The sequence below is a fragment of the Azotobacter beijerinckii genome (genome assembly GCF_900110885.1).
In the GTDB taxonomy this organism is placed as follows: Bacteria; Pseudomonadota; Gammaproteobacteria; order Pseudomonadales; family Pseudomonadaceae; genus Azotobacter; species Azotobacter beijerinckii.
Window position 1 is genome coordinate 1 of sequence record NZ_FOFJ01000053.1, and the last position, 23,920, is coordinate 23,920.

The 23,920-nt window shown below is 67.3% G+C and carries 21 protein-coding genes and 3 pseudogenes; 18 read left to right on the forward strand and 6 right to left on the reverse strand.

Annotated features, from left to right (window positions below; translation table 11 throughout):
- Positions 1 to 310: zinc ribbon domain-containing protein (locus BMY22_RS18320; RefSeq protein ID WP_143068543.1), on the forward strand; the 310-nt coding region annotated here is incomplete at its 5' end.
- A 110-nt stretch (positions 311 to 420) separates the two neighbouring features.
- Entirely contained in the window at positions 421 to 1,038 is a 618-nt protein-coding gene (gene trhA, locus BMY22_RS18325; protein ID WP_090624449.1) for a PAQR family membrane homeostasis protein TrhA, read from the forward strand.
- Positions 1,039 to 1,167: 129 nt separating this feature from the next.
- Here trhA and BMY22_RS18330 read toward each other — a convergent pair whose 3' ends face one another.
- The 3 genes from BMY22_RS18330 to BMY22_RS18340 form a co-directional block, all read right to left on the reverse strand.
- Positions 1,168 to 1,617: a nuclear transport factor 2 family protein gene (locus tag BMY22_RS18330; RefSeq protein ID WP_090624452.1), complete on the reverse strand. Its 450-nt coding sequence runs from the start codon at positions 1,615 to 1,617 to the stop codon at positions 1,168 to 1,170.
- A gap of 75 nt (positions 1,618 to 1,692) precedes the next feature.
- Positions 1,693 to 3,069 carry an MFS transporter gene (locus tag BMY22_RS18335; protein ID WP_090624454.1) on the reverse strand — a complete coding sequence of 459 codons (1,377 nt, stop codon included), beginning with the start codon at positions 3,067 to 3,069 and terminating at the stop codon, positions 1,693 to 1,695.
- A gap of 71 nt (positions 3,070 to 3,140) precedes the next feature.
- Positions 3,141 to 4,079 (reverse strand): 2-hydroxyacid dehydrogenase, encoded by a 939-nt coding sequence (locus BMY22_RS18340; protein ID WP_090624456.1) that lies wholly within the window; start codon positions 4,077 to 4,079, stop codon positions 3,141 to 3,143.
- A gap of 112 nt (positions 4,080 to 4,191) precedes the next feature.
- On the opposite strand from BMY22_RS18340, the gene BMY22_RS18345 reads away from it, so the two are divergent.
- The 5 genes from BMY22_RS18345 (at position 4,192) to BMY22_RS18365 (ending at position 11,912) form a co-directional block, all read left to right on the forward strand.
- Positions 4,192 to 5,148 (forward strand): LysR family transcriptional regulator, encoded by a 957-nt coding sequence (locus BMY22_RS18345; RefSeq protein WP_208599334.1) that lies wholly within the window; start codon positions 4,192 to 4,194, stop codon positions 5,146 to 5,148.
- Between the two features lie 370 nt (positions 5,149 to 5,518).
- On the forward strand, positions 5,519 to 6,490 hold the full coding sequence (locus tag BMY22_RS18350; RefSeq protein WP_090624460.1) for a tripartite tricarboxylate transporter substrate binding protein: 972 nt from the start codon (positions 5,519 to 5,521) through the stop codon (positions 6,488 to 6,490).
- A 209-nt stretch (positions 6,491 to 6,699) separates the two neighbouring features.
- A complete protein-coding gene (locus BMY22_RS18355) occupies positions 6,700 to 7,671 on the forward strand; it encodes a tripartite tricarboxylate transporter substrate binding protein (RefSeq protein ID WP_090624462.1) in 972 nt (323 codons plus the stop codon).
- 255 nt (positions 7,672 to 7,926) lie between these two features.
- A complete protein-coding gene (locus BMY22_RS18360) occupies positions 7,927 to 10,182 on the forward strand; it encodes a sigma 54-interacting transcriptional regulator (RefSeq protein WP_090624464.1) in 2,256 nt (751 codons plus the stop codon).
- A 341-nt stretch (positions 10,183 to 10,523) separates the two neighbouring features.
- On the forward strand, positions 10,524 to 11,912 hold the full coding sequence (locus tag BMY22_RS18365) for a C69 family dipeptidase (RefSeq protein ID WP_090624467.1): 1,389 nt from the start codon (positions 10,524 to 10,526) through the stop codon (positions 11,910 to 11,912).
- A gap of 48 nt (positions 11,913 to 11,960) precedes the next feature.
- On the opposite strand, the gene BMY22_RS18370 is transcribed toward BMY22_RS18365, so the two are convergent.
- Positions 11,961 to 12,911, reverse strand: coding sequence for a MerR family transcriptional regulator (locus BMY22_RS18370; protein ID WP_090624469.1), 951 nt, complete (start codon positions 12,909 to 12,911; stop codon positions 11,961 to 11,963).
- A gap of 169 nt (positions 12,912 to 13,080) precedes the next feature.
- Between BMY22_RS18370 and BMY22_RS18375 the strand changes: the two genes are divergently transcribed.
- The 10 genes and pseudogenes from BMY22_RS18375 to BMY22_RS24990 all read left to right on the forward strand — a co-directional run.
- The gene (locus tag BMY22_RS18375) at positions 13,081 to 13,536 is read left to right on the forward strand and encodes a PAS domain-containing protein (protein WP_090624472.1); all 456 of its coding nucleotides are present in this window, start codon (positions 13,081 to 13,083) and stop codon (positions 13,534 to 13,536) included.
- Between the two features lie 291 nt (positions 13,537 to 13,827).
- Positions 13,828 to 14,790 (forward strand): YbgA family protein, encoded by a 963-nt coding sequence (locus tag BMY22_RS18380; RefSeq protein ID WP_090624473.1) that lies wholly within the window; start codon positions 13,828 to 13,830, stop codon positions 14,788 to 14,790.
- 2 nt (positions 14,791 to 14,792) lie between these two features.
- On the forward strand, positions 14,793 to 15,752 hold the full coding sequence (locus BMY22_RS18385; protein ID WP_090624474.1) for a MerR family transcriptional regulator: 960 nt from the start codon (positions 14,793 to 14,795) through the stop codon (positions 15,750 to 15,752).
- Positions 15,740 to 17,179: a deoxyribodipyrimidine photo-lyase gene (gene phrB / locus BMY22_RS18390; RefSeq protein ID WP_090624475.1), complete on the forward strand. Its 1,440-nt coding sequence runs from the start codon at positions 15,740 to 15,742 to the stop codon at positions 17,177 to 17,179. The genes BMY22_RS18385 and phrB overlap by 13 nt, the downstream gene beginning before the upstream one ends.
- Positions 17,172 to 17,594, forward strand: a complete 423-nt coding sequence (locus BMY22_RS18395) for a nuclear transport factor 2 family protein (RefSeq protein WP_090624476.1) — start codon at positions 17,172 to 17,174, stop codon at positions 17,592 to 17,594. Before phrB ends, BMY22_RS18395 begins: the two co-directional genes overlap by 8 nt.
- On the forward strand, positions 17,591 to 18,352 hold the full coding sequence (locus BMY22_RS18400) for an SDR family NAD(P)-dependent oxidoreductase (protein WP_090624477.1): 762 nt from the start codon (positions 17,591 to 17,593) through the stop codon (positions 18,350 to 18,352). The genes BMY22_RS18395 and BMY22_RS18400 overlap by 4 nt, the downstream gene beginning before the upstream one ends.
- Positions 18,349 to 19,596, forward strand: coding sequence for an NAD(P)/FAD-dependent oxidoreductase (locus BMY22_RS18405; RefSeq protein ID WP_090624479.1), 1,248 nt, complete (start codon positions 18,349 to 18,351; stop codon positions 19,594 to 19,596). Before BMY22_RS18400 ends, BMY22_RS18405 begins: the two co-directional genes overlap by 4 nt.
- Positions 19,593 to 20,384 (forward strand): DUF1365 domain-containing protein, encoded by a 792-nt coding sequence (locus BMY22_RS18410; protein ID WP_090624480.1) that lies wholly within the window; start codon positions 19,593 to 19,595, stop codon positions 20,382 to 20,384. Before BMY22_RS18405 ends, BMY22_RS18410 begins: the two co-directional genes overlap by 4 nt.
- Positions 20,371 to 21,633, forward strand: a complete 1,263-nt coding sequence (locus BMY22_RS18415) for an SAM-dependent methyltransferase (RefSeq protein WP_090624482.1) — start codon at positions 20,371 to 20,373, stop codon at positions 21,631 to 21,633. The genes BMY22_RS18410 and BMY22_RS18415 overlap by 14 nt, the downstream gene beginning before the upstream one ends.
- Before the next feature lies 1 nt (position 21,634).
- Positions 21,635 to 22,150, forward strand: a pseudogene (locus tag BMY22_RS24990) (DUF2878 domain-containing protein); the annotation flags it as partial.
- Here the strand turns inward: BMY22_RS24990 and BMY22_RS25420 are convergent.
- Both BMY22_RS25420 and BMY22_RS23950 read right to left on the reverse strand, forming a co-directional pair.
- Positions 22,149 to 22,205, reverse strand: a pseudogene (locus tag BMY22_RS25420) (DUF2256 domain-containing protein); the annotation flags it as partial. The pseudogenes BMY22_RS24990 and BMY22_RS25420 overlap by 2 nt on opposite strands.
- Positions 22,206 to 22,488: 283 nt before the next feature.
- The gene (locus tag BMY22_RS23950; RefSeq protein WP_143068544.1) at positions 22,489 to 23,325 is read right to left on the reverse strand and encodes a zinc finger domain-containing protein; all 837 of its coding nucleotides are present in this window, start codon (positions 23,323 to 23,325) and stop codon (positions 22,489 to 22,491) included.
- 368 nt (positions 23,326 to 23,693) lie between these two features.
- Here BMY22_RS23950 and BMY22_RS18425 point away from each other — a divergent pair.
- A pseudogene (locus tag BMY22_RS18425) lies at positions 23,694 to 23,920 on the forward strand (IS4 family transposase); the annotation flags it as partial.

Below are 23,920 nucleotides of genomic sequence, written 5' to 3' on the forward strand. Positions count from 1 at the left end.
CAAGAGCGAGATGCGCGGCGGCGAGGTGGTGGTGGCGGATCGCTGGTTCGCCAGCAGCAAGACCTGCTCGTGCTGCGGGCAGGTGCGGGAGAGCCTGCCGTTGGCGGTGCGTACCTGGACGTGCCCAGACTGCCAGGCCCGGCACGACCGGGACGGCAACGCGGCAATCAATCTGAAGCATTACGCCGTGAGTTCCACGGTGTCAGCCTGTGGAGGGGAAGGCGCTGGCCCTGGCGGCAACGCCAGGGTGAAACCGGCCCCGTCGAAGCAGGAAGTTAGCAAAAAGCTACCTATGGGTAGCTTTGGATAGGTCTAACAGAACGGCTGCCACTGCGCTATCTTGTGTCTATAGGCGACTGCCGTTGTCCAACTCGGGCGAGTATGGACAGCAGGGTGCATCGCCTCCGAGGTTGCACGGGTATGTATCACGGTGAACGCTTCAACGCCTGGACCCATCTGGTCGGCGCCGTCCTGGCCCTGGTCGGCATGGTCTGGCTGCTGGTGGCGGCGAGCCTGGAGGGCACGCCGCGAAAGATCGTCGGCAGCGCGATCTACGGCGTCAGCCTGCTGCTGCTCTACAGCATCTCGACGATCTACCACAGCCTGCGCGGGCGAGCGAAGGCGATCCTGCGCAAGCTTGACCACCTGTCGATCTACCTGTTGATCGCCGGCAGCTACACGCCGTTCTGCCTGGTGACCTTGCCCGGCCCCTGGGGATGGTCGCTGCTGGGCATCGTCTGGAGCCTGGCGCTGTTCGGCATGCTGCAGGAGTTCAAGCAGCGTTCCGAAACGCGGATTCTCTCGCTGGTGATCTATGCGGTGATGGGCTGGCTGATCCTGGTGGCGGTCAAGCCGCTGCTCGCCGCCCTGGGCCGCGCGGGCTTCACCTGGCTGCTGGCGGGCGGGATCGCCTATACCGTGGGGATCGTCTTCTTCGCCTTCGACAGCCGCTTCCGACACTGGCACGGCATCTGGCACCTGTTCGTCATGGCGGGCAGCCTGCTGCACTTCGTGGCGATTTCCGTGTATGTCCTGTGAGCCCCGGCATGGGCTCCGCGCGACCCGGCAGTGCCATTGCGCTCATGGAAAGAGGCGATCGAACGTTCGCCTCTTTCCCAGCCACGACATCCCCGGCATCCGGCTTCCAGGGACTGCCCCGGTGACGTTTCAAGCGCTGGCGGTCACCGCCTGACGGGCCAGCAATTGCCATTCGCTGCCCTTTTTCTTCCAGATCTGCGGGACTTTCAGGTTGACCCTGGCCGGGTCCTTGCCCTTGCCGTGCGTGTCGGCCACGAACGTATGGCGAACGATGGCGATGTCGTCGCCCACCACCTGCACGCTCTGGTCGCCGATGGCGATGGACGAGAAGTTGGAAGCGCCGGTCATCAGGTTATCGATCAGGCTTTCCTTGGTATCGACCTTGCCGCTGGAGTGGCCATAGCTCAGCTGCGGAGCGATCAGCGCCTCCAGCCGCTCCTTGTCCGGGTCGACCATCGCCACGCGCAACTGCTCCGCGGTCGCCTCGACGGCGACGGTTTCGTCGGCGGCGCTGGCGGGGGCGATGGCCAGTGCCATCGAACAGAAGGCGGCGGCCAGCGGCATTATTCTTTTTATCATCTTGGGTCCTTCATTCACGGGTTGGAAAACAGGCGAAGAGCCTTGCCTCACTTCGCCAGGAAATGAACCGTCCTGTCACCGGGTCTCGACCGGGGGTTGTTTGGTGCGGATTTCGACCCGCTCGAAGCGACCGGCCAGCAGGACGTAGGCCAGAATGCCGAGGATGCCGTGGGCGGCCACGAACCAGAGGGCCGAATGGAACGAGCCGGTCGTGGCCACGAAGTAGCCGATGACCAGCGGCGTCACGATGCCGGCAACGTTGCCAATCCCGTTGAACACCCCGCCGCTGAGGCCCACCATGCCTTTGGGAGCGGTGTCGGACAGCACGGCCCAACCCACGGCGGCGAAACCCTTTCCGAAGAACGCCAGGGCCATCAGGGCAATCACTATCCAGTTGGCGTTGGCGTCGACGTAGTTTGCCGAGACCAGGGTCGAGGCCAGCGCCATGCCGATTACGTAAGGCGTCTTGCGGGCCAGGGACTGGTGCACGCCACGGCGAATCAGGTGGTCGGAAAGCATTCCCCCCAGGATGCCGCCCGAGAAGCCGCAGATCGCCGGCAGTGCGGCGACCCAGCCGGCCTCCATGATGGTCATGCCACGGCCTTTGACCAGATAGATGGGGAACCAGGTGATGAAGAAATAGGTGAGGGCGGTGATGCAGTACTGGCCCAGATAAACCGCCCAGAGGGTACGGCTGGTGAACAGTTGCGCGATCTCGTCGAACTTGCGCTTGGGCTGGCTTTCCTTACGGTCGGCCTCCAGATCCACCAGCGCGCCACCGGCACGCATATAGGAAAGTTCGGCTTCGCCGAGCCGGGAGTCGCTGCTGGGATCGCGGTACAAGGCAAACCAGAAAATACTGAGCACCAGGCCAAGACCGCCCATCCACAGGAACACATGTTGCCATCCCAGGTTATGGGTCAGCCAAGCCATCAGCGGCGTGAACAGCACCACGGCCATGTATTGGGCGGAGTTGAACAGCGCGGAGGCCGTCCCGCGCTCGCTGGTCGGGAACCAGCAGGACACGATGCGGTTATTCGCCGGAAAAGCGGGCGACTCCACCAGCCCCAGCATGAAGCGCATCCCGAAGAACGCCATGGCCGCCGTCGCCCCCGCCAGCCCCAGCCATCCGACGACGCCCTGCAGCATGGTGAACAGCGACCAGAGGATCAGGCTGCCGCCGTACACCCGTCGGGCGCCGAAGCGGTCGAGCAGCCAGCCGCCGGGAATCTGGCCAATCGCATAGGCCCAGGCGAATGCGGAAAAGATCATGCCGAGCATGACCGGATCGAGCCCCAGATCGCTCACCACGCCGGTACCGGCAATGGACATGGTCGAACGGTCGGCATAGTTGATTACGGTGACGATGAAAATCAGTGCCAGGATGGTGAAGCGGTGCCGGCCAATGCGCGTGTTGGCAAGCGGCGTCGTCAGAGAGGCGGACTCGTTCATGGAATCTCCAGCTTCCTCGTGGAAGTTTTATTGTTGGATAGCGGACGGCCACGCCGTCGCGCGGGCCGTGGCTAGATCGTCACGGCGCCGAGCAGCGGTGCGCGGCTGAAACAGGCCTGCAGGTTCTTGAGGACGATCTCGCCCATGGCCAGGCGGGTTTGCTCGGTGGCGCTGGCGCGATGCGGTTGCAGCACGACGTTGTCCATGCCGAACAACGCCTCGGGAACGTGCGGCTCGTCGGCAAAAACATCCAGGCCAGCGCCGGCAATGGTGCCGTTCGCCAGTGCGGCGACCAGTGCGGGTTCGTCCACCAGCTTGCCGCGGGCCACATTGATCAGATAGCCATCGGGGCCCAGTGCCTGCAGCACCTCTTCGGTGACGATGGCCCGGCCCTGATCCGCGGAAGCCGCCAGTACCAGTACGTCGCTGCAGCGCGCCAGTCCGATCAGTTCGGGAACGAAGCGATAGCCACTGGCGGGCTGCTCGTGGAGGTCGGTGTAATGCACCGTCATGTTGAACGACTGTGCCCGCCTGGCGATGGCGTGCCCGACCCGGCCGAGGCCGACGATACCCAAGTGGATATCGCTCACCTTGCGGGCCAGCGGCTGTACGACGCTTCCCCAGCGACCGGCGCGAACCAGGCGGTCGCCGGTGGCCAGGTCGCGCAGCGTCATGATCAGCAGGCCCATGGCCATATCCGCGACGTCGTCGGTCAAGACGCCGGGCGTCGTGGTCACATGCACGCCCCGCTGGCGAGCGTGGACGAGGTCGACCGCATCGGTGCCGATGCCGCTGATGGCGATGATTTCCAGGGCGGGCAGGCGATCCATGAGGACGTTCGACAGGCCTTTGGCACCGCCGGTCACCACGCCGCGGATGCGCGGGCCGACCGCCGCGAGAAAGGCCTCTGGATCTGCCGCCTCGTACAGACGGTGCACCGTGTAAGACGCTTGCAAGCGGGCATCGATGGCCGCCGGTACGGGCTGCGTGAGGAGAATATCGATCATCATCTTCCCTTGTGGTCTGAGAAGCGCGAAACGCGCGTTGACGCCACCTAGGGTATGAAGCGCATCGATATCCGTCTAACATAGATACTGGATGGATTGATTCAATAATTGAATTATGGAACTGCACCAGCTGCGCTGTTTCGTGGTCGTTGCCGAGGAGCTGCACTTCGGGCGGGCGGCCAAACGCCTGTTCATGACCCAGCCCCCGCTCAGCCGGCAGATCCAGCTGCTCGAGCGTTCGCTCGGCGTCATGCTGCTGGAGCGCAACAACCGGCAGGTCCGGCTGACGGCTGCCGGCCAGCATTTTCTCCGCGATGCCCGCCGCATGCTGGCCTTTGCGGAGCAGGCCGGACATTCCGCCCGACGCCTGGCCAGTGGCGACGCCGGCCGCCTGATCCTCGGTTTTACCGCCGTCAGCGGCTACAGCCTGATTCCCGAATTGCTCAGGCATGCCGCCCAGGTCCTGCCGGACGTGGAGGTAGTGCTGCAGGAAATGGTCTCGGTGGCCCAGATCGAGGCCTTGACGGCCAACATGATCGACGTGGGGTTCGTGCGCCTGGCGGTTACCCGCCCCGGACTGGATTACGAGCGGGTTTGCCGCGAACCCCTGGTGGTGGTGGTGCCGGTGACCCACCCCCTTGCAGGGCAAGCCAGCGTTGCGCTTCGCGACCTCCACCAGCAGCCCTTCGTCATGTATTCCCCGGTGGAGGGACGCTATTTCTACGACTGCATTGCCGGCCTGTTCGCCATGGCCGGAGTTGCGCCGCACTACGTGCACTACCTGGGACAGACGCACTCGGTGCTGGGCCTTGTCCGCGCCGGACTGGGGCTGGCGATCGTGCCGGCCTCGGCGAGCGAGTTGCATATGGGGAATCTGGCCTTCCGTCCCTTGCGGGATGCCCGGATTCACGCCGAGTTGTACATGGCAGCGCGTCACGACAGCGAAAACCCGGTACTTCCCGCCTTCATGTCGATGGCCAAACACTATTTTGCGATGCGCAAGGCAGACTCGCCGGCGTGCGACGAGCAGGATAAATGCCCGTATCCGCCCGAGACTGCCGACGGCCGCTAACGCTCCGGCAGCCTTGGGATACTCGAACAACGCTCGGGAGGCCGACAAAGCACCTTTCGGGGCCATCTAGCCGGCATTTACCCGGACATGCCGGATTTCGTCTCAGAATGTGATGGCGGGCCGGGATCGATCCGTTGCCGCCCGTCTATGGTGTGATATTTTTTTGACATCATCGAAGCCGCTGTGTCGCTCGAAACGGCGCGCGCCCACTTCCGGCAGGTCGGCGAGCCGCCGCTCGAGCCGAACGGGCAAGGCCCCTCCCGCGCTCGGCGGCCGTGGCGGCGCCGGCCCGCCATGGCGGGTGCCGCCGAAGCGGCCCCCACAAACGCTCCCCTTGTACGCCCCATAACAAGCAAGAAGGCAATTTCCGATGCAAAAAAGAACATTCCTGCTCGCTACCCTGGCCGCCGCTGTCGGGCTTTCGCTACAGGGCACGGCTCAGGCCTCCGACTACCCGAACCGGCCGATCGAGCTGGTGGTGCCGAACATCGCCACCGGCAGCACCGACATGGCCGCCCGGGCCTTCGCCAAGTACGCCGAGAAACGGATCGGCAAGCCGGTGGTGGTGGTCCGGATCAGCGGAGCGGGCGGCTACAACGGCTCGCGGGCGGTGCGCGAGGATAAATCCAGCGGTTACCAGGTGCTCTATACCCACCAGGGCATCATCGCCAACTACCTGACCAAGGTGGCCCCCTACTCCTACGACGGCTTCAAGGTCGGCCCGACGGTCGCCGAAGACGCCACCGTGGGGCTGTACGTGTCCGGCAAGTCGGGAATCAAGTCGATCCAGGACCTGCTCGCCAGGGCCAGGGCCGAACCGGGCAAGCTCAGGGCCGCCACCGAGTACGGCACCTACAACCACTTCATGTTCCTCAAGCTGCAGAAGGAACAGGGCGTGAAGTTCAAGATGGTCGAGAGCAACGGCGACGCCGGCCGGATTCCCATGCTGCTCAGCGGCACCGTCGACGTCATCGCCAAGATCTATTCGGGCACCCAGGAATACCTCAAGTCGGGCGACTTCGTGCTGCTCGGCGAGCCGACCGGCAAGCGGGCGCCGAACGCACCGGACGTGCCGACCTACAAGGAGCAGGGCCTCGACTTCACCTTCCCGGCCTATACGTTCACCCTGTTCTTCAACCAGAGCACCCCCCAGGAGATCATCGACAGCTGGGACAAGGTCGCCCGCGAGGTGACCTCGGACCCGGCCTACCAGAAAGAGGTCGCGGAACTCGGCATGGCCTGGACCTACAAGTCGCCGCAGGACAGCGCCGCCGCCTATGCCAGCGCCCAGAAGCTGATGGCGGAGCTGGTCGACGGGGCGTCCGCCGTCGCCAAGCAGTAACGCCCGGTGCCGTCCAGACGGCGCCTGTCGATGCATCGGACGGCCGTGGGGCGCGGCCACGTCCGAATGCCGGGCGATCCGCCCGAACCGAACGGGCGCCGCCCCGCCTCGGGTACGACCCGGAGAGATCCGAGCCGGGCCGTAGCGGCGGCAGTCCCACGATCCATCCAATCCCAACCTCATCCATAACAACAAGAAGGCAACTCCCCATGCAAAAAAGAACCTTCCTGCTCGCGACCCTGGCCGCCGCCGTCGGGCTTTCCCTGCAGGGCGCGGCCCAGGCCGCCAGCTATCCGAACCGGCCGATCGAGCTGGTGGTGCCGGCCGTTGCCACCGGCGCCTCCGACCTGAGCGCCCGGATTTTCGCCAAGTACGCCGAGAAGCGGATCGGCAAGCCGGTGGTGGTGGTCAGGATCAGCGGAGCGGGCGGCTACAACGGCTCGCGCGCGGTGCGCGAGGACAAATCCAACGGCTACCAGGTGCTCTATACCCACCAGGGCCTCATCGCCAACTACCTGACCAAGGTGGCCCCCTACTCCTACGACGGCTTCAAGGTCGGCCCCGCGGTCGTCGAAGACGCCACCCTGGGGCTGTATGCATCCGGCAAGTCGGGGATCAAGTCGATCAACGACCTGCTCGCCAGGGCCAGGGCCGAACCGGGCAAGCTCAAGGCGGCCACCGAGTACGGCACCCTCAGCCACTTCATGTTCCTGAAGCTGCAGAAGGAGCAGGGCGTGACGTTCAAGCTGATGGATACCGGAGGAGACGCCGCCAGGCTCGCCGCCATGCTCGGCGGCACCGTCGACGTGATGGCCAAGGTCTATTCGGGCACCCAGGACTACCTCAAGTCGGGCGACTTCGCGCTGCTCGGCGAGCCGGCCGACAAACGGGCGCCGAACGCGCCGGAGGTACCGACCTACAAGGAGCAGGGGGTCGACTTCACCTTCCCGCCCTATGTGTGGTCCCTGTTCTTCAACCAGAACACCCCCCAGGCGATCGTCGACACCTGGACCGAAGTCGCCCGCGAGGTAACCTCGGACCCGGCCTACCGGAAAGAGATCGAGGCGCTCGACATGGCCTGGACCTACAAGTCGCCGGAGGAAAACGCGGCCGCCCATGCCGGCATGCAGCAGGCGTTTGCAGAGCTGGTCGGCGGGATGTCCGCCGTCGCCAAGCAGTAACGCCCGGCCCGCGCCGGCTTCCGGCCGGTGCGGGAGCCTTTCCAGCCTCCCCGCAGTTCTTCCCGCAGTACCTCCCACGCGCTCCGAATACTCTCTCTTCCCTTGATGCCTCAAGCCCCCGGAGCAGCCTTTTGGGCGGCGCGTTGCCAATCACGGCACATTGCGCCCACGAAATCCGGACGCCTGTTCCAAATCACTGCAAACTGCGTCCGACCGCTCTATTCTGGGACTGTCCATCCAAGGAACGGCAACACGATGTTCGACCCCTCTTCATTCGGCACGATGGCGGAAATCGTCGGCGAGTCCCCGGCCTTTCGCTGCCTGCAGAGCCTGGTCGAACGCATCGCCCCCACCGACCACCCCCTGCTCGTCTGCGGACCGACCGGCTCGGGCAAGGAAGTGGTGGCGCGCCAGATACATGCCCGCAGCCGGTCGCCCGAACAGCCCTTCGTCGACCTCAACTGCGGGGCGATCCCGGAAAACCTCATCGAATCCGAGCTGTTCGGCCATGCCCGGGGGGCCTTCACCGGCGCGACCAGCCAGCGGCCCGGCTACTTCCAGCTGGTCGGCCGGGGCACGCTGTTCCTCGACGAGATCGGCGAGCTGCCGCTGGCGCTGCAGCCCCGGCTGCTGCGGGTGCTGGAAACCCGCACCTTCCGCCCGATCGGCTCGAACGAGTCGATCCGTTTCGAAGGGCGGGTCGTCGCGGCCACCCACCGGGACCTGCTCGCCATGGTCCGCGAAGGCAGCTTTCGCGAGGACCTCTACTACCGCCTGGCGGTATTCGTGATCGAGGTGCCCGGCCTCGACCAGCGCCGGGAGGACATCCCGGCCCTGGTCAGGCACTTCGCCGCCCGCCAGCCGCAGCCGCTATCGTTCTCCGCCGAGGCGATCGAGCGGCTGACCCGGGCCGCCTGGCCTGGCCATGTGCGCCAGTTGCGCAACCTGATCGACCGGCTGGGGGTGCTGGCCCTCTCCGCCCAGATCGGCGTCGAGGCGCTGGAGCCCTTCCTCGCCGCGGACGGGGCCGAGCGCGCCGGGCAGGACGGCCTGGCCGACGCCCTGCTGGCGCTGGAGGGCGACGACAAGCTGCTGGTCGCCGAGAACCTGCTGATCGACCGGGCGTTGCAGCGCAGCGGCGGCAACAAGAGCGCGGCCGCCCAGCTGCTGGGCGTCGGCCGCAAGGTCGTCGAGCGCCGCCTGAAGTCCCGCGAGGCCCGCAGCCACGAGGCCGAGACGCTGCTGGAGGAAGGCCGCCAGCGGGTCGAGGCCGCGGAGTTCCGCCAGGCGATTCCGCTCCTGCGCCGCTGCCTGGAAAAACTGCCCCGGCGGGACGATGTCCGCGCCCTGCAGTTCGAGGCCTACCGCCTGCTCGGGGTCAGCCTGCGCAGCATGAACGGCTGGCTGTGCGCCGAGGCCTGCGCCTGCTACGAGGCGGCCCTGAAGGTCGGCGAGGGGCTGTGCGGCAGCACCGAGCTGGCCTCCATGCAGTTCGGCGTCTGGAGCACCCAGCTGATGACCCTGGAGCTGGGCAGGGCCCGCGCCACGGCGCAGGACATGCTGCAGCGCGCCCGCGACCTCGGCAGCCCGGCCGCCCTCGACGAGGCCCACCTGGCCATGGCCAACACCCTGTTCTGGCTGGGCGACTGCGCGGAGACCCTGGCCTGCCTGGCCCGCGGCGGGCTGCTGCAGGGCGGGCGCGGCGGCGAGCGCTGCGGCCTGCAGGGCTTCGACCTGAGCGCCCTGGCGCTGACCTTCGAGGGCCTCGCGGCCTTCCAGCTGGGCGCCTTCGCCCAGGCGCGCCAGGCCCTGCAGCGCCTGCTGCTGCGCGTCGGCGAAGACAACCCGCATGCCTTCAACCGGGCCCTGGCCCTGCAGGGCGCCGCCTGGCTGGCCTGTCTGTTCGAGGACATGGAGCACCTGGGCCCGCTGGCGACGGACCTGGAGTCCCTTTCCGAGGCCCACGGCTTCACCTTCTACCGGGGCATCGGCCAGGTCTTCCGCGGCTGCCATATCGGCTCGCTCGGCACCTTCGACGAGGCCGAGCGCTTCATGCTGGAGGGCTACCGGCAGCACATGCTGAGCCACGGCGGCCGCCTGTTTCATTCCTTCCAGGCCTGGCAGCGCGGCGAACTGCTGCTGCGGGCCGGGCGTCCCGACGACTGCGAGCGCCTGCTCTCCGATGCCCTGGACATGGCCCTGGAGCATCAGGAGCGAGCCTATCTGGGCGAGCTGCTGACCACCAAGGCGCGGGCCCGCTGGGCGCAGGACGACCTGGACGGCACCGAGCAGGAGCTGCGCAGCGCCCTCTCCACCGCCCTGGCGCTGGGCTCGGTGTCCGCGCGCATCGCCGCCGCCACCCAACTCGCCCGGCTCCTGCAGCAGACCCGGCGCCCGGAGCAGGCCGCGAAGCTGCTGTCGCGAGCGCTGCGCGGCGTCGCGCCGGACGCACCGAGCCCAAGCCTGGAGCGGGCGCTGCAACTGCTCGAAGAACTCGGCGCACGCCCCTGACCCCGTAGCCCGCCGGGAAGCCGACCGCCCCCTCCCTCCCCGAACGTCGCCTCACCCCCCTCATTCTGGGGACATTTTTTCGCTTGCCCTTTTCTTCGCTACAGGGCGATGGACGATTTCGTCCAGTGTCGCCGGTCAGGAGCGGACGAAATCCTCCAGCTCTTCTCGTTCCAACATGACAATCAGGAAAAATATCCTTAAAAATCAATCATATATTTACATGGAACAAGCCTTGCTTAGGTTTCTTCACATACCGATATACAAACGCCACTGGATGTGTGGCGCGCGCGCCGTCCCCTTCACGCGTCGCGCACGTCCGGCACGCCAGGAGATCCCGTTCCATGTGCATCAACATCGCGATCGGCAGGGAGGCGGCTGCGGAAAACCGAATCCTGGTTTCCCACAACGAGGATTGCGCTCGAACCCCCTGGAGCCGCTACGTCGCCTACCGGAGCGAGCCGGAATATGCCAGCGGCCGGGTCGTTCGCGACGGGATGTGGACCCTCGGCAACGGCCTGAGGGTCGCCGTTCCGAAAACCCGTTTCGCCTACAGCGCCATGCCGAGTACGGCGGCCCCTGGAGAACCCCCGCGCCATCTTCACGAAGGGCGCGGCATCAACGAGAACAACGTCGCCGTTTCGACCACCGGCACCCTGCAGATCAACGCCCTGGCCAATGCCATCGACCCCCTGCTCGCCGAAGGCGAGATTGACGGCTCGATCATCCCGACCCTGATCCTTCCCCAGGCCCTGACCGCCCGCCACGGGGTGGAACTGCTGGGGACATACCTCCAGAAACACGGGGCCAGCGAAGCCCGCGGGGTGATCGTCGCCGACCCCTTCGAGGCCTGGTATCTGGAGAACGGTTCGGCCCATCACTGGATCGCGGTCCGAATCCCCGCCGACAGCTACCTGGTCGTGGCCAACGGCCTGCGCATCCACGGCATCGATCTGTACGGACCCGACGTGCTGCATTCGGCCGGACTGTTCGAGTTCGTCGCGGAGTATCGGCTGCTGGAGCGGCCCGACCGCCGCCGCTTCGACTTCGCCCAGGCCTTCGGCGTGCCGGAAACCTCCCACGGCCTGGACCGGATCTGGCTCGCGCAGAAATACCTGACGCCTTCGCTGCAGCAGGGTCCGCGACAGCCGCAGTACCCGCTGTTCCTGAAACCCGACGGCGAACTCTGCGTCACCGACGTCATGGCGGTCTTGAGGGCGGCTTGCCAATGGATGGAACTCGAAGGCCGGACGCCCCGACCGGGCGCCCCGCGGAGGACCGCGGAGAGCCACATCATCTGCCTGAACGCGAAAATGCCCACCGAATTGCAGGGGCTGATCTGGCAAGCGATCGGCACGCCGCTGGGTGCTCCCTACCTGCCGCTCTACCACGCGCTGCAGGAGATTCCCCACGAACTGGGCATGAACGCCCCTTCGCAGGAAGGAAACTCGGCCTATCGGGCCTTCGGGGAACTCTTCTCGCTGGCCGGCAGCGCGGGCCCCGGGGCGCTTGCCGCGTTGCAGGCCGTCTGGCAGGAACAGGAGCAGGAACTCGTTTTCCAGCAGCGTCACCTGGAGTCGATGCTGCTGTCCATGTACCACCAATCGCCGCAGAACGCGGTGGCCTTCGCGCAGCACTACAGCACCGGCAGCATCCTGCAACTGGTGGAAAAGGCGCACCGCGAGCGACGTCGCCTGCTGAACGGGCACCCGGACGGGACGGACGACGCCTAGCGGCCCGTTCGCTCGGTCGACTCCGGCTTTCCCGGTACGCGGCCGCGCTCAGGTATCCAGATGCCCGGCGAGAAACTGCGCCAGGCGCCGCGACATCAACCGCCCCGAACTCCCCAGGCAGGCGATGGGCGTACCGCCCAGGCTGCCCTCGCCCAGTTCCGAGGCTTCCCCGGCCACCGCCAGCAGGCAATCCACCGCCAGCGCCAGCCTGCCGAGCTGGCGCACCAGCGCCGCGCTGGGCGGCGTCTTGGAATAGAGCACCAGCGCCCGGGGCCGGACTTCCTGGCACACCAGGGCGAGTTCCTCCAGCGGCTGCCCGACGGGCAGGACCCTGACCGAACCGCTGTCGCCATCCAGCAGCAGGCCGGCGACCAGCAGCTCGAGTTCCCGGCACTGGCCGGGAATCGCCGCCACCAGGACCCGCTCGTCGGCCGGCCCGCGCCCCAGCTGCAGGCGCTGCAGCACCCGGGCGCGCAGGAAGGCGTCGAGAAACAGCCACTGGCTGGTCTGGCCGAAGCCCTCTCGCCGCAGCAGTTCCTGCCACAACGGCAGGAGGATTTCCTGGAACACCGCCGCCAGTGGATAAGTCGAGAACACCTGGCCGTAGAGCTGTTCCAGCCGCGTCTCGTCGAAGTGGCTCACCGCCAGGCCGAGGCGGGCCTGCCATTCGCTCCATTCGCCGTCCGCCGGCGCCTCGCCCGCGTCGGCCGTCGCGGCCTTGCTCGCGGCGCTGCGGGCCAGAATGCTGCCCACCTTGCTCACCGCCACGCCGCGCTCGGTCCAGGCCAGGATGCTGCGGATCGCCTCGATATCCGCCTGGGAATAGAGGCGATGCCCGCCGTCGGTGCGCACCGGCTGGATCAGCCCGTAGCGACGCTCCCAGGCCCGCAGCGTGACCGGGTTGACGCCGGTCAGACGCACCACCTCGCGAATCGGGAACAGCTCTTCCAGGGCCGGCGGGCTCGGGGCAAGCGGCGAAGCGCCGGAGAGTTCGGTCATGGCACGGGCAGCTCGGGTCGAAGGAATCGCGACATTGTAACCCAGGGTTTCCACCGGCAAGGCGGGCCCCCGATCACCCCGGACGCAGCGCAGCCCGGCCGTGCAGGCGGCCTCCGGCAGGCCGGAAGTTGTTCTAGAATGCCGCGACACACCCCCGGAAACCGTCACGATGATCAACGCCAAGCTGCTGCAACTGGTAGTCGAAGCCTCCAACGACGGCATCGTGGTCGCCGAGCAGGAAGGCGACGACAACATCCTGATCTATGCCAATCCGGCCTTCGAGCGCCTGACCGGCTACGACGTCGACGACATCCTCTACCAGGATTGCCGCTTCCTGCAGTCGGGCGACCGCGAGCAGCCGGGCCTGAAGACCATTCGCGACGCGCTCAGAAACCATCGCCCGTGCCGCCAGATCATCCGCAACTACCGCAAGGACGGCAGCGCCTTCTGGAACGAGCTGTCGATCACCCCGGTGTTCAACGAAGCCGACCAGCTCACCTACTTCATCGGCATCCAGAAGGATGTCAGCGCGGAAGTCCAGGCCACCGAGCGGGTTCGCGAGCTGGAAGCCGAAGTCCTGCAACTGAAGAGCCAGCTGGCGGCCCTCCAGCAGAGCCAAGGCTGAAGCCGCCGCCGGGCGAACCGCTCGCCCCGGAAGAGATATTCCCCGCGCCTGCAACGGGCGCCGCTCGTCGCACTCTCCGGCGCCTCGCCGTCCAGCCCTCCCACCAAGAACCCCCTGACCACGGCCTGACCGAGCGGATCGGCGCCGAGGCCGCGCGCCGGCGTCTCGCCGGCACCGGCCCGTCAATCCTATACAAAATCTGTACACGTAAATTGACTTGCACAATAAAAGCCCTATTCTTGGACCAGAAGGTTGTACAAAACCGCCGCGTTGTACAAGAAGGAGGTTCCCATGCCCAGCTCCCCGCCCCGCCTCCTCAGGATCGGCATCAGCGCCTGCCTGCTCGGCGAGCCCGTGCGCTTCAACGGCGGGCACAAGGAGTCGCGCCTGTGCAGCGAGGTCCTGGCCCGCCACTTCGAGTTCGTGCCGGTCTGTCCCGAAGTCGCCATCGGCCTCGGTACGCCGCGCGAACCGATCCGCCTGGTCGGCGAGACGGCCAACCCCCGCGCCCTGGGCACGGTGAACCGCGAGCGGGACGTCAGCGAGGCGCTGGCCGCATACGGTCGGGGCACCGCGGCACAGCTGGACGACATCTGCGGCTACATCCTCATGCAGAAGTCGCCGTCCTGCGGCATGGAGCGGGTCAAGGTCTACCAGCCCGACGGCCGTCCGGCCGAAGGCGGCGGGCGCGGCCTGTTCGCCGCAGCGCTGATGCAGGCCCGGCCGGACCTGCCGGTCGAGGAGGACGGCCGGCTCAACGACCCGGTGCTGCGCGAGAACTTCCTCACCCGGGTCTTCGCCTATGCCGAATGGCAGCGCCTGCGGCAGACCGGGCTGACCCGCCAGGCGCTGGTCGGCTACCACTCGCGCTACAAGTACCAGTTGATGGCCACCCATCCGCTCCAGTACCAGGCCCTCGGCCGCCTGATCGCCGGCCTCGGCCGGCAGCCGCTGGAGGAGATCGCGCCCCGCTATTTCAGCCAGCTGATGGAGGCCCTGAAGAAGACCGCCACCCGCGGCACCCACAGCAACGTGCTGCAACACCTGTGCGGCTACCTGAAACGCGTGCTGAGCGCCGCCGAGAAACAGGAGCTGCAGCAACTGATCGATCAGTACCGCCAGGGCACGGTGCCGCTGGTGGTGCCGCTGACCCTGATCAAGCACCACTTCCGCCGCCATCCGGATGCCTACATCGCGCAGCAGGCCTACCTGCAGCCGCATCCGGAAGCGCTCGGCCTGCGCAACGCCCTCTGACCATGAACGACACCCACTCCCCAGGGTCCGACGAGCCCGCCGACGACGAATGCGCCCTCCTGGCCCGCGGCCTGCTGCCGATCCGCGAGGTGGCGCGGCAGACCGGCGTCAACCCGGTGACCCTGCGCGCCTGGGAGCGCCGCTACGGCCTGATCGTCCCGCAGCGCACGCCCAAGGGGCATCGCCTGTATTCCGCGGCGCAGGTGGCGCAGATCCGCGAGATCCTCGACTGGCTCGAGCGCGGCGTGGCGGTCAGCCAGGTGCGCGGCCTGCTCGGCGGCGCCCGGCCGCCGGCCGACGCCGACGAGCACGACTGGCCGATGCGCCGGCGGCAACTGCTGGAAGCCGTCGCCGCGCTGGCCGAACGCGCGCTGGACGACGGCTTCAACCAGGCGATGGCGCTCTACCCGCCCGCCACCCTCTGCCGGCAGCTGCTGCTGCCGCTGCTCGACGAGCTGCACCGGCGCTGGCGCAACCCGCCGGGCGCGCGCCTGGAACAGGTGTTCTTCCTTTCCTGGCTGCGCAGCAAGCTGGGCGCGCGCCTCTACCACAACAACCGCCTGCACGGCCGCTCGCCGCTGCTGCTGCTGAACCTCGCGGAGCGGCCGATGGAGCCCGGGCTGTGGCTGTGCGCCTGGCTGGCCAGCAATGCCGAATGCCCGGTGAGCGTGCTCGACTGGCCGGTCCCCGCGCCGGAACTGGCTCTGGCCGTCGAGCGCATGCAGCCGCGCGCCGTGCTGCTCTACGGCAGCCGGAGCCTCGACACCGCGCACCTGCAGCGCCTGCTGCAGGGCGTCGGCTGCCCCCGCCTGCTCTGCGGCCCGGCCGCGAGCATCCACCGGGAGGCGCTGGCGCCGCTGGCCGGCCTGCACCTCGCCGACGACCCGCTCGATGCCCTGCAGCGCCTGCAGGCCCTCGGCCTGCTCGGCGGCCTTTCGGGAGAGTCCCCATGCGTCAACTGATCTGGTTTCGCACCGACCTGCGCGTGCAGGACAACCGCGCCCTCGCCGCCGCCCTCGCCGCCGGGCCGACGGTCGCCCTGTTCCTGCTCAGCCCCGCCCAGTGGCTGGCCCACGACGACGCGCCGTGCAAGGTCGACTTCTGGCTGCGCAACCTCGCCGCGCTCAAGGTCGAGCTGCAGCGCCTCGGGGTGCCGCTGCTGGTTCGCCACGCCGACCGCTGGAGCGATGCGCCGCGGGTGCTCGGCGAGCTGTGCCGGCAGCTGCGCGTCGACGGCGTGCAGGTCAACGCCGAATACGGCCTGCACGAAAGCCGGCGCGACCGCGCCGTGGCCGAGGCCCTGGCCGGACAGGGCGTGGCGTTTCGCAGCCACCTGGATCGGCTGCTGTTCGCGCCGGGCAGCGTGCTGACCAGCTCCGGCGGCTATTTCCAGGTCTTCAGCCAGTTCCGCAAGGCCTGCCACCGGCGCCTGCACGGCGCCTTGCCGGAGGTGTTCGCCGCCCCTGCCGCGCAGGCGCCGCTGGAGCTTGCCGGCGATCCCGTGCCGAACGCCGTGGCCGGTTTCGCCACTCCCGGCGAGGCGCTGCGCCAGCACTGGCCGGCCGGCGAGAACGCCGCCCGCGAGCGCCTGGCGCGCTTTGCCGAGGAACGACTGGCCGACTACCGGGAACAACGCGACTACCCGGCCGTCGCCGGCACCAGCCAGCTCTCGCCCTACCTCGCCGCCGGCGTGCTCTCGCCGCGCCAGTGCCTGCAGGCCGCGCTGCGCAGCAACCGGGGCGAGTTCGAGACCGGCAATCCCGGCGCCGTCGCCTGGATCGGCGAGCTGCTCTGGCGCGAGTTCTACCAGCACGTCCTGATCGGCTACCCGCGGGTCTCCAGGGGCCGCGCCTTCCGCGTCGAAACCGAGGCGCTGGCCTGGCGCGACGCGCCCGCCGACCTGGAAGCCTGGCAGCAGGGCCGCACCGGCATCCCGATCGTCGACGCCGCGATGCGCCAGCTGCTGGCCACCGGCTGGATGCACAACCGCCTGCGGATGATCGTCGCGATGTTCCTCGCCAAGAACCTGCTGATCGACTGGCGCCACGGCGAGCGCTGGTTCATGCGCCAGCTGATCGACGGCGACCTGGCCGCCAACAACGGCGGCTGGCAGTGGAGCGCCTCCACCGGCACCGACGCCGTGCCCTACTTCCGCCTCTTCAACCCCTTGAGCCAGTCGGAGAAGTTCGACCCGGACGGCCGCTTCATCCGCCAGTGGGTTCCCGAGCTGGCCGGGCTGAACACGCGCGACATCCACAACCCGGCCGCCCTCGGCGGACTGTTCGGCGTGCCCGGCTACCCGGCGCCGATCGTCGATCTGCCGCGTTCGCGCGAACGGGCGCTGGCGGCCTTCCGCAACCTGCCGCAGCGGGAGGCCGCGCATGTCTGAGTTCCTGCGCCGCTTCGCCGCGGACTTCGCCCGCCTGGACGGGCACAGCCTGGACCGCCTGGACGCGCTGTACAGCGCGGACATCCTGTTTCGCGACCCGCTGCACGAGCTGCGCGGCCTGCCCGCCCTGCGCGGCTACTTCGCCGGGCTGTACGCCGATCTGCGCGAGCTGCGCTTCGACTTCCAGGGCTTCGACCAGGTCCGCGACGGCGAAGGCTACCTGCGCTGGACCCTGAGCTACCGCCACCCGCGCCTGGGCGGCGGCGCGCCGATCCGCGTGGAGGGCTGCTCGCACCTGCTCTGGCGCGACAAGGTCTACCGGCACCGCGACTACTTCGATGCCGGCGCCCTGCTCTACGAACACATCCCCCTGCTGGGCACCATGATCGCCTGGCTGAAACGGAGGCTGGCATGAAACGCATCTGGCTGACCGGCGCCAGCAGCGGCATCGGCGCCGCCCTGGCGGAACTTCTCCTCCAGCAGGGCCACCGGCTGGCGGTCAGCGCGCGCCATGCCGACGCCCTGCAGGCCCTGGCCAAGCGCTACCCGCAGCAGGTGCTGGCGCTGCCCGGCGACCTCGGCGACGCCGCCCAGGTGCGCGCCATCGGCGAGCGCATCGCCCAGCAGTGGGGCGCCCTGGACCTGGCGATCCTCAACGCCGGCACCTGCGAATACCTCGACGTGCGCGCCTTCGAGGCGGCCCTGGTCGAACGGGTGATGCGCGCCAACCTGCTCTCCGCCAGCTACTGCGTGGAGGCCGCCCTGCCGCTGCTGCGCGTCGGCCGGCAACCCCATCTGGTGGCGATGTGCAGCGCGGCGACCTTCCTGCCGCTGCCGCGCGCCGAGGCCTACGGCGCCTCCAAGGCGGCCCTGCGCTACCTGTTCGAGTCGCTGCGCATCGACCTGGCCACCGAGGCCATCGACGTCACCCTGGTCAGCCCCGGCTTCGTCGACACCCCGCTGACCCGCAAGAACGACTTCCCGATGCCGATGCGCTGGCCGGTGGACAGGGCCGCCCGGCACATCGCCGAGCGCCTGGACCGGCGCCCCTTCGAGATCGCCTTCCCCGGCCCCTTCGTCGTTCTCCTGCGGCTCCTCGCCCACCTGCCCAAACGCCTGCAGCTGGCCCTCGGCCGGCGCCTGGCGCGCACCGCCACGGAGGAGCAGCCATGAACATCGCAATCGTCGGCAGCGGCATCGCCGGCCTGACCACGGCCTACCTGCTCGCGCGCCGCCACCGGATCACCCTGTTCGAGGCCGGCGACTGGATCGGCGGCCACACCCACACGGTGGACGTGCGCCTCGACGGACGCGACTACGCCATCGACACCGGCTTCATCGTCTTCAACGACTGGACCTACCCCCGCTTCATCCAGTTGCTCGAACGGCTCGGCGTGGCCTCGCAACCCACCGAAATGAGCTTCTCGGTGCACGACCCGGCCAGCGGCAGCGAGTACAACGGCAACAGCCTCAACAGCCTGTTCGCCCGGCGCCGCAACCTGCTCTCGCCGCGCTTTCTCGGCATGCTGCGCGACATCCTGCGCTTCAACCGCGAGGCCCTGCGCGACCTCGCCGAGCAGCGCATCGCCGCCGACATCACCCTCGGCGACTACCTGGCGCGCGGCCGCTACGGCCAGCGCTTCGTCGACCACTACATCGTGCCGATGGGCGCGGCGATCTGGTCGATGTCGCTGGCCGACATGCGGCGTTTCCCGCTGCAGTTCTTCGTCTACTTCTTCAGGAACCACGGCCTGCTCTCGGTCGACGACCGTCCGCAGTGGCGGGTGATCCGGGGCGGCTCGCGCCGCTACGTGACGCCGCTGACGGCGACCTTCCGCGAGCGCATCCGCCTGAACTGCCCGGTACAGCGGGTCGAGCGCGACGCCGAGGGAGTGACCCTGCACAGCCCGGCCGGCCGCGAGCGCTTCGACAAGCTGGTGTTCGCCTGCCACAGCGACCAGGCCCTGGCCCTGCTGGCCGCGCCCAGCCCGGCCGAGCGGGAGATCCTCGGCGCCCTGCCCTACGCCGGCAACGACGTGGTGCTGCACACCGACACCCGCCTGCTGCCCAGACGCCCGCTGGCCTGGGCCTGCTGGAACTACCGCCTCGGCGGTCCGGCCGAGCAGCCCGCGGCGGTGACCTACAACATGAACCTCCTGCAGGGCATCGACAGCGACACCACCTTCTGCGTCAGCCTCAACCAGACCGCGGCCATCGACCCGGCGAAGATCCTCGGCCGCTACCGGTACGCCCACCCGCAATACAGCCTGGCCGGCATCGCCGCCCAGGCGCGCTGGCGGGAGCTGCACGGCGCGCAGCACACCTATTACTGCGGCGCCTACTGGGCCAACGGCTTCCACGAGGACGGCGTGGTCAGCGCCCTGCGGGTGGCCGGGGCCTTCGGGGAACAGCTGTGAACAGCGCCCTCTACCAGGGCTGGGTCAGCCACCGCCGGCACCTGCCGCGCGGCCACGCCTTCCGCTACCGCATCGGCCTGCTCTACCTGGACCTCGACGAACAGGACGAGGTACTGGCCCTCTCGCCGCTGGCCGGGCGCTCGCGTCTTTCGCCCTTCGCCCTGCGCGAGACGGATTTTCTGCCGCAGTTCACCGGCCGGGGCATGCGCCTCGCCGACGCGGTGCGCGCGCGGATCGGCGAGGCCCTCGGCCGCACGCCGGGCGGGCGCATCTGCCTGCTCGCCCAGCCGCGCAGCTGGGGTCTGGCCTTCAACCCGGCGAGCTTCTTCTACTGCTTCGAGGCCGACGGCCGCCTCGCCGCGATCCTCTGCGAGGTCAGCAACACCCCCTGGCACGAGCGCTACCACTACGTGCTGCCGGCCCAGGCCGCGGGCGAGTCGCGCCAGCGGGTGGCGAAGAGCTTCCACGTTTCGCCCTTCCTGCCCCGCGCGCTGGAATACCGCATGGCCTTCTCCGCCCCCGGCGAGCGCCTGCGCATCCGCATGGAGGACTGGCAGGGCGAGGACAAGCTGTTCGACGCCGGCCTCGGCCTGACCCGCATCGCGCTCAGCCGCGCCAGCCTGCACCGCCATCTGCTGGCCTTTCCCTGGATGACCGCCAAGACCGTGCTGGGCATCTACTGGCAGGCCCTGCGCCTGGCCCTCAAGCGCATGCCGTTCTTCCCCCACCGAGCCGCGGACGGCAATTACCGCACCGCCGATCTGGAGCCCCGCCATGAAGAGTCCTAGCCTCTCCTCCGCCAGCGCCGGCAACGGCCTGGGCGCCGGCCTGCTCAAGCGCGCCGTGCTGCACCAGCTCGGCCGGCTGCGCCACGGCCAGCTGACGATCTGCGAAGACGGCGAGCGGCAGACCTTCGGCCAGCCCGGCAGCGAGCCGCACGGGGAAATCCAGGTGCTCGACGCCGCCGCCTGGGCGATGGTCGCCGGCAACGGCTCGATCGGCGCCGGCGAGGCCTACGTCCACGGCTACTGGAGCAGCCCGGACCTGACCGCGGTGATCCGCGTGTTCGTCGCCAACCTCGCGGTGCTCGACGGCATGGAACGCGGCCTGGCCCGGCTCGGCCGCCCGCTGATCCGGGGCCTGCACTGGCTCAACCGCAACACCCGCCGGGGCGCGCAGCGCAACATCGCCGCCCACTACGATCTGGGCAACGCGCTGTTCGAGCAGTTTCTCGACCCGACCATGATGTACTCGGCGGCGATGTTCCGGAGCGCGACCGACAGCCTGGAACAGGCCCAGCTGAACAAGCTCGACCGCATCTGCCGCAAGCTCGACCTCCGGCCCTCCGACCACCTGCTGGAGATCGGCACCGGCTGGGGCAGCCTGGCGCTGCATGCCGCCGAGCACTACGGCTGCCGGGTGACCACCACCACCCTGTCGCGGGAACAGTTCGCCTACACCCAGCGGCGCATCGCGGAGCGCGGCCTCGCGGAGCGCATCACCCTGCTGCACGAGGACTACCGCGACCTCGATGGGCGCTACGATAAGCTGGTGTCGGTGGAGATGATCGAGGCGGTCGGCCACCGCTTCCTGCCCGCCTACTTCCGGCAGTGCGCCCGGCTGCTCGCCGACGACGGGCTGATGCTGCTGCAGGCGATCACCATCCGCGACCAGCGCTACGCGCAGGCCCGGCGCTCGGTGGACTTCATCCAGCGCTACATCTTCCCCGGCGGCGCCCTGCCCTCGGTGCAGCGGATACTGGAGATCGTCGGCCGCGACACCGACCTCAACCTGCACCACATGGAAGACTTCGGCCTGCACTACGCGCGCACCCTGCGCCACTGGCACGACAACCTGCGCCGCGCCCGCCACTCGCTGGAACAGCTCGGCTACGACGAGCAGTTCTTCCGCCTCTGGGAGTTCTACCTGTGCTACTGCGAGGGCGGCTTTCTCGAACGCAGCATCGGCACCGCCCAGCTGCTGCTGGCCAAGCCGGCGGCCCGCCCGGCGCCGCTGCTCGGCCGCCTCGATGCCTGAGATGCGCCGCCGGCTGGCCAACGCGGCGCTGTTCCAGCTCGGCTGGTTCGCCTGCGTGCTCGGCGCGCAGCGGCCCTGGCTGCTGCCGATCGCCCTGGCCTGCCTGCTCGCGCATTTTCGCTGGATCGCCCGTGGGCGCGGCGAAGCCTGGCTGGTCGCCGGCGCGACCCTGGGCGGCAGCGCGCTGGACAGCCTGCTGCTCCACCTCGGCCTGTTCGACTTCGCCGGCGACAGCCCGCTGCTGCCGCCCTGGCTGGCCCTGCTCTGGGCGCTGTTCGCCACCACCCTGAGCCACTGCCTGGCCTGGACGGCCAGGCCCTGGTGGCTGGGCAGCCTGCTCGGCGCCGTCGGCGGACCGCTCTCCTACCTCGGCGGGGCGCAGCTCGCGGGGGTCGGCCTGCCGCTGGGACTGTGGATAACTCTGCCGCTGCTAGCACTGATCTGGGCGGGGCTGCTGCCCGCGCTGCACGGACTGGCCAGACACTGTCGACGCTGGGCGCCCACCTCTTCCGCCCGGCGAACGGCAGGCCGCAGACACGACAGGCCTTGACCGGCAATCCGGCCGTTTTCACTGCACCTCACCCATACGCCCGAGCAGCTTGCCGAGCCTGCACCGGGCGGCAGAGCGGGCATGCTGTGGTGACTTCCGAGTTGAAAGTTACTGTTTATAACTGGCAGGTTTCGACCCAAACCGGCCGATCACGTCAGGCAACAAGCGGCCAGGAGCTGCCTTTGAGGAAAGGCAGAACCCAAGCCAAAAGCGGACTTCCCAAAATTGGCTTTGCAGACCGCCTCTTAGGCTTGAGGGTATCTACGAAACCAAGGGCCATTCATTCTTTCAGCCTCTACAAAATGTCAGAGGCTGTACTTGTCTACATAGTATTTTAAAAGTTCACCTTCACCATTGCAGTCGCGGCATTCATAATTCTTAGTTTTGCTTTTTCCTTTGCAGGAAGGGCATTTGACCATTTTATACAGGGATGCATCTAGTTGGTCTGCTTGTCCAGCAGGCATATAGCCTTCACCATGGCAGGCAATGCAGTCATCACCATATAGCAGCCTTTTTCCTTTGCAGGCGGGACACTTCACGTCACTATATTGTGATACATCTATGCTGTCGGCATACTTGCGAAGCATCTGCCGTTCTCCATGGCAGGTAGGGCAAGTGTCTCCGTTATGCCGACCAGAGCCTTCACATAACGGGCAGTCAACGTAGTCGTACTTAGATATGTCGATGCTGTCAGCGTATCTGTGCATGACAGTTCCATCACCATCGCAAACTTGACATAAATCACCGTCAAAGCGCCCCGACCCTTTACATACTGGGCAGTCAACCAGATCAAACTGGCTGTAGTCGATTCGGTCCTCGAATCTACGCTCCATTTCGCCTTCGCCGCCGCAAGCTATGCAGTCGTCACCGTCATAGTGGCCGCTGCCTTCACACAGTTTGCATTTGACTAAATCAAACTCCGTAAGGTCGATCTCTAGATTCTTATCAATGGAGCCGTCGCCATGGCAGACTGGGCAGTCATAGCTGTGATTAACGCCTCTAATTTCACAAAGTGGGCAACGAGCTAGGTTGCTGCTTTCCAGGAAATCTTCCTCTAGCAGCGCGATATTCTTGATCTTGTGTTTGTTTATAGAGCCTGAAGGGTATTCTTGTTTTTCAATCTCAGTTACCAATTTTTCCAATGTTGGTTTTAGCTTTTCAACAGTAGATCGTTTCGCTAGCTCTGGGATTATTGTGAATACTTGCCTTGCAATATTCTCAAGTTGAGGGTGTGGCGGTTCAGTTTGCGCCTCTAGTAGGCGATTTAAGTCGCTGCATACGCTAAGAGCTGAAGCTATCTGTTGAAGAACGCTGGCCTGCCCCCTCCAAGAGACTCTTCTAAAGTATTGAAGGCCTTTTTTGATTGTGGTGACTTCTTCGTTGCTTGCGCCTTTAGGCCCACCCCTTTCAAGGTCTTTACGTAAACTCCCTTCCCTAAAACCATCAAGAGGGCAAGGCGGTGTGGGACGAGATTCTGGCGCGATTCGAGAAGCAGGCACCGGCCAGCGTCATGGCACGGCTGGTGTTGGAACGGGCGATGCCGGCTGCCTGGGTCGACGAAGTGTTCGAGACCAACCGGCAGCGCCAGTATCCCCGGGAGCTGCTGTTTTCCACCGTCGTCGAGCTGATGTCGCTGGTTTCCCTGGGGCTGCGCCCTTCGCTGCATGCCGCCGCGCGCCAGATGGACAACTTGCCCGTATCGCTGGCGGCGCTGTACGACAAAGTCAGCCGCACCGA

Excerpts from the sequence above, each read along its gene's own strand:
- BMY22_RS18350 (WP_090624460.1), top strand. The coding sequence starts at position 5,519 with ATGCAAAAAAGAACATTCCTGCTCGCTACCCTGGCCGCCGCTGTCGGG.
- BMY22_RS18380 (WP_090624473.1), top strand. The coding sequence starts at position 13,828 with ATGCCCAGCTCCCCGCCCCGCCTCCTCAGGATCGGCATCAGCGCCTGC.
- BMY22_RS18330 (WP_090624452.1), bottom strand. The coding sequence starts at position 1,617 with ATGATAAAAAGAATAATGCCGCTGGCCGCCGCCTTCTGTTCGATGGCA.
- BMY22_RS18385 (WP_090624474.1), top strand. The coding sequence starts at position 14,793 with ATGAACGACACCCACTCCCCAGGGTCCGACGAGCCCGCCGACGACGAA.
- BMY22_RS18360 (WP_090624464.1), top strand. The coding sequence starts at position 7,927 with ATGTTCGACCCCTCTTCATTCGGCACGATGGCGGAAATCGTCGGCGAG.
- BMY22_RS18365 (WP_090624467.1), top strand. The coding sequence starts at position 10,524 with ATGTGCATCAACATCGCGATCGGCAGGGAGGCGGCTGCGGAAAACCGA.
- BMY22_RS18335 (WP_090624454.1), bottom strand. The coding sequence starts at position 3,069 with ATGAACGAGTCCGCCTCTCTGACGACGCCGCTTGCCAACACGCGCATT.
- BMY22_RS18370 (WP_090624469.1), bottom strand. The coding sequence starts at position 12,911 with ATGACCGAACTCTCCGGCGCTTCGCCGCTTGCCCCGAGCCCGCCGGCC.
- BMY22_RS18405 (WP_090624479.1), top strand. The coding sequence starts at position 18,349 with ATGAACATCGCAATCGTCGGCAGCGGCATCGCCGGCCTGACCACGGCC.
- BMY22_RS18375 (WP_090624472.1), top strand. The coding sequence starts at position 13,081 with ATGATCAACGCCAAGCTGCTGCAACTGGTAGTCGAAGCCTCCAACGAC.
- BMY22_RS18340 (WP_090624456.1), bottom strand. The coding sequence starts at position 4,079 with ATGATGATCGATATTCTCCTCACGCAGCCCGTACCGGCGGCCATCGAT.
- BMY22_RS18345 (WP_208599334.1), top strand. The coding sequence starts at position 4,192 with ATGGAACTGCACCAGCTGCGCTGTTTCGTGGTCGTTGCCGAGGAGCTG.
- BMY22_RS18395 (WP_090624476.1), top strand. The coding sequence starts at position 17,172 with ATGTCTGAGTTCCTGCGCCGCTTCGCCGCGGACTTCGCCCGCCTGGAC.
- phrB (WP_090624475.1), top strand. The coding sequence starts at position 15,740 with ATGCGTCAACTGATCTGGTTTCGCACCGACCTGCGCGTGCAGGACAAC.
- BMY22_RS18415 (WP_090624482.1), top strand. The coding sequence starts at position 20,371 with ATGAAGAGTCCTAGCCTCTCCTCCGCCAGCGCCGGCAACGGCCTGGGC.
- trhA (WP_090624449.1), top strand. The coding sequence starts at position 421 with ATGTATCACGGTGAACGCTTCAACGCCTGGACCCATCTGGTCGGCGCC.
- BMY22_RS18400 (WP_090624477.1), top strand. The coding sequence starts at position 17,591 with ATGAAACGCATCTGGCTGACCGGCGCCAGCAGCGGCATCGGCGCCGCC.
- BMY22_RS18355 (WP_090624462.1), top strand. The coding sequence starts at position 6,700 with ATGCAAAAAAGAACCTTCCTGCTCGCGACCCTGGCCGCCGCCGTCGGG.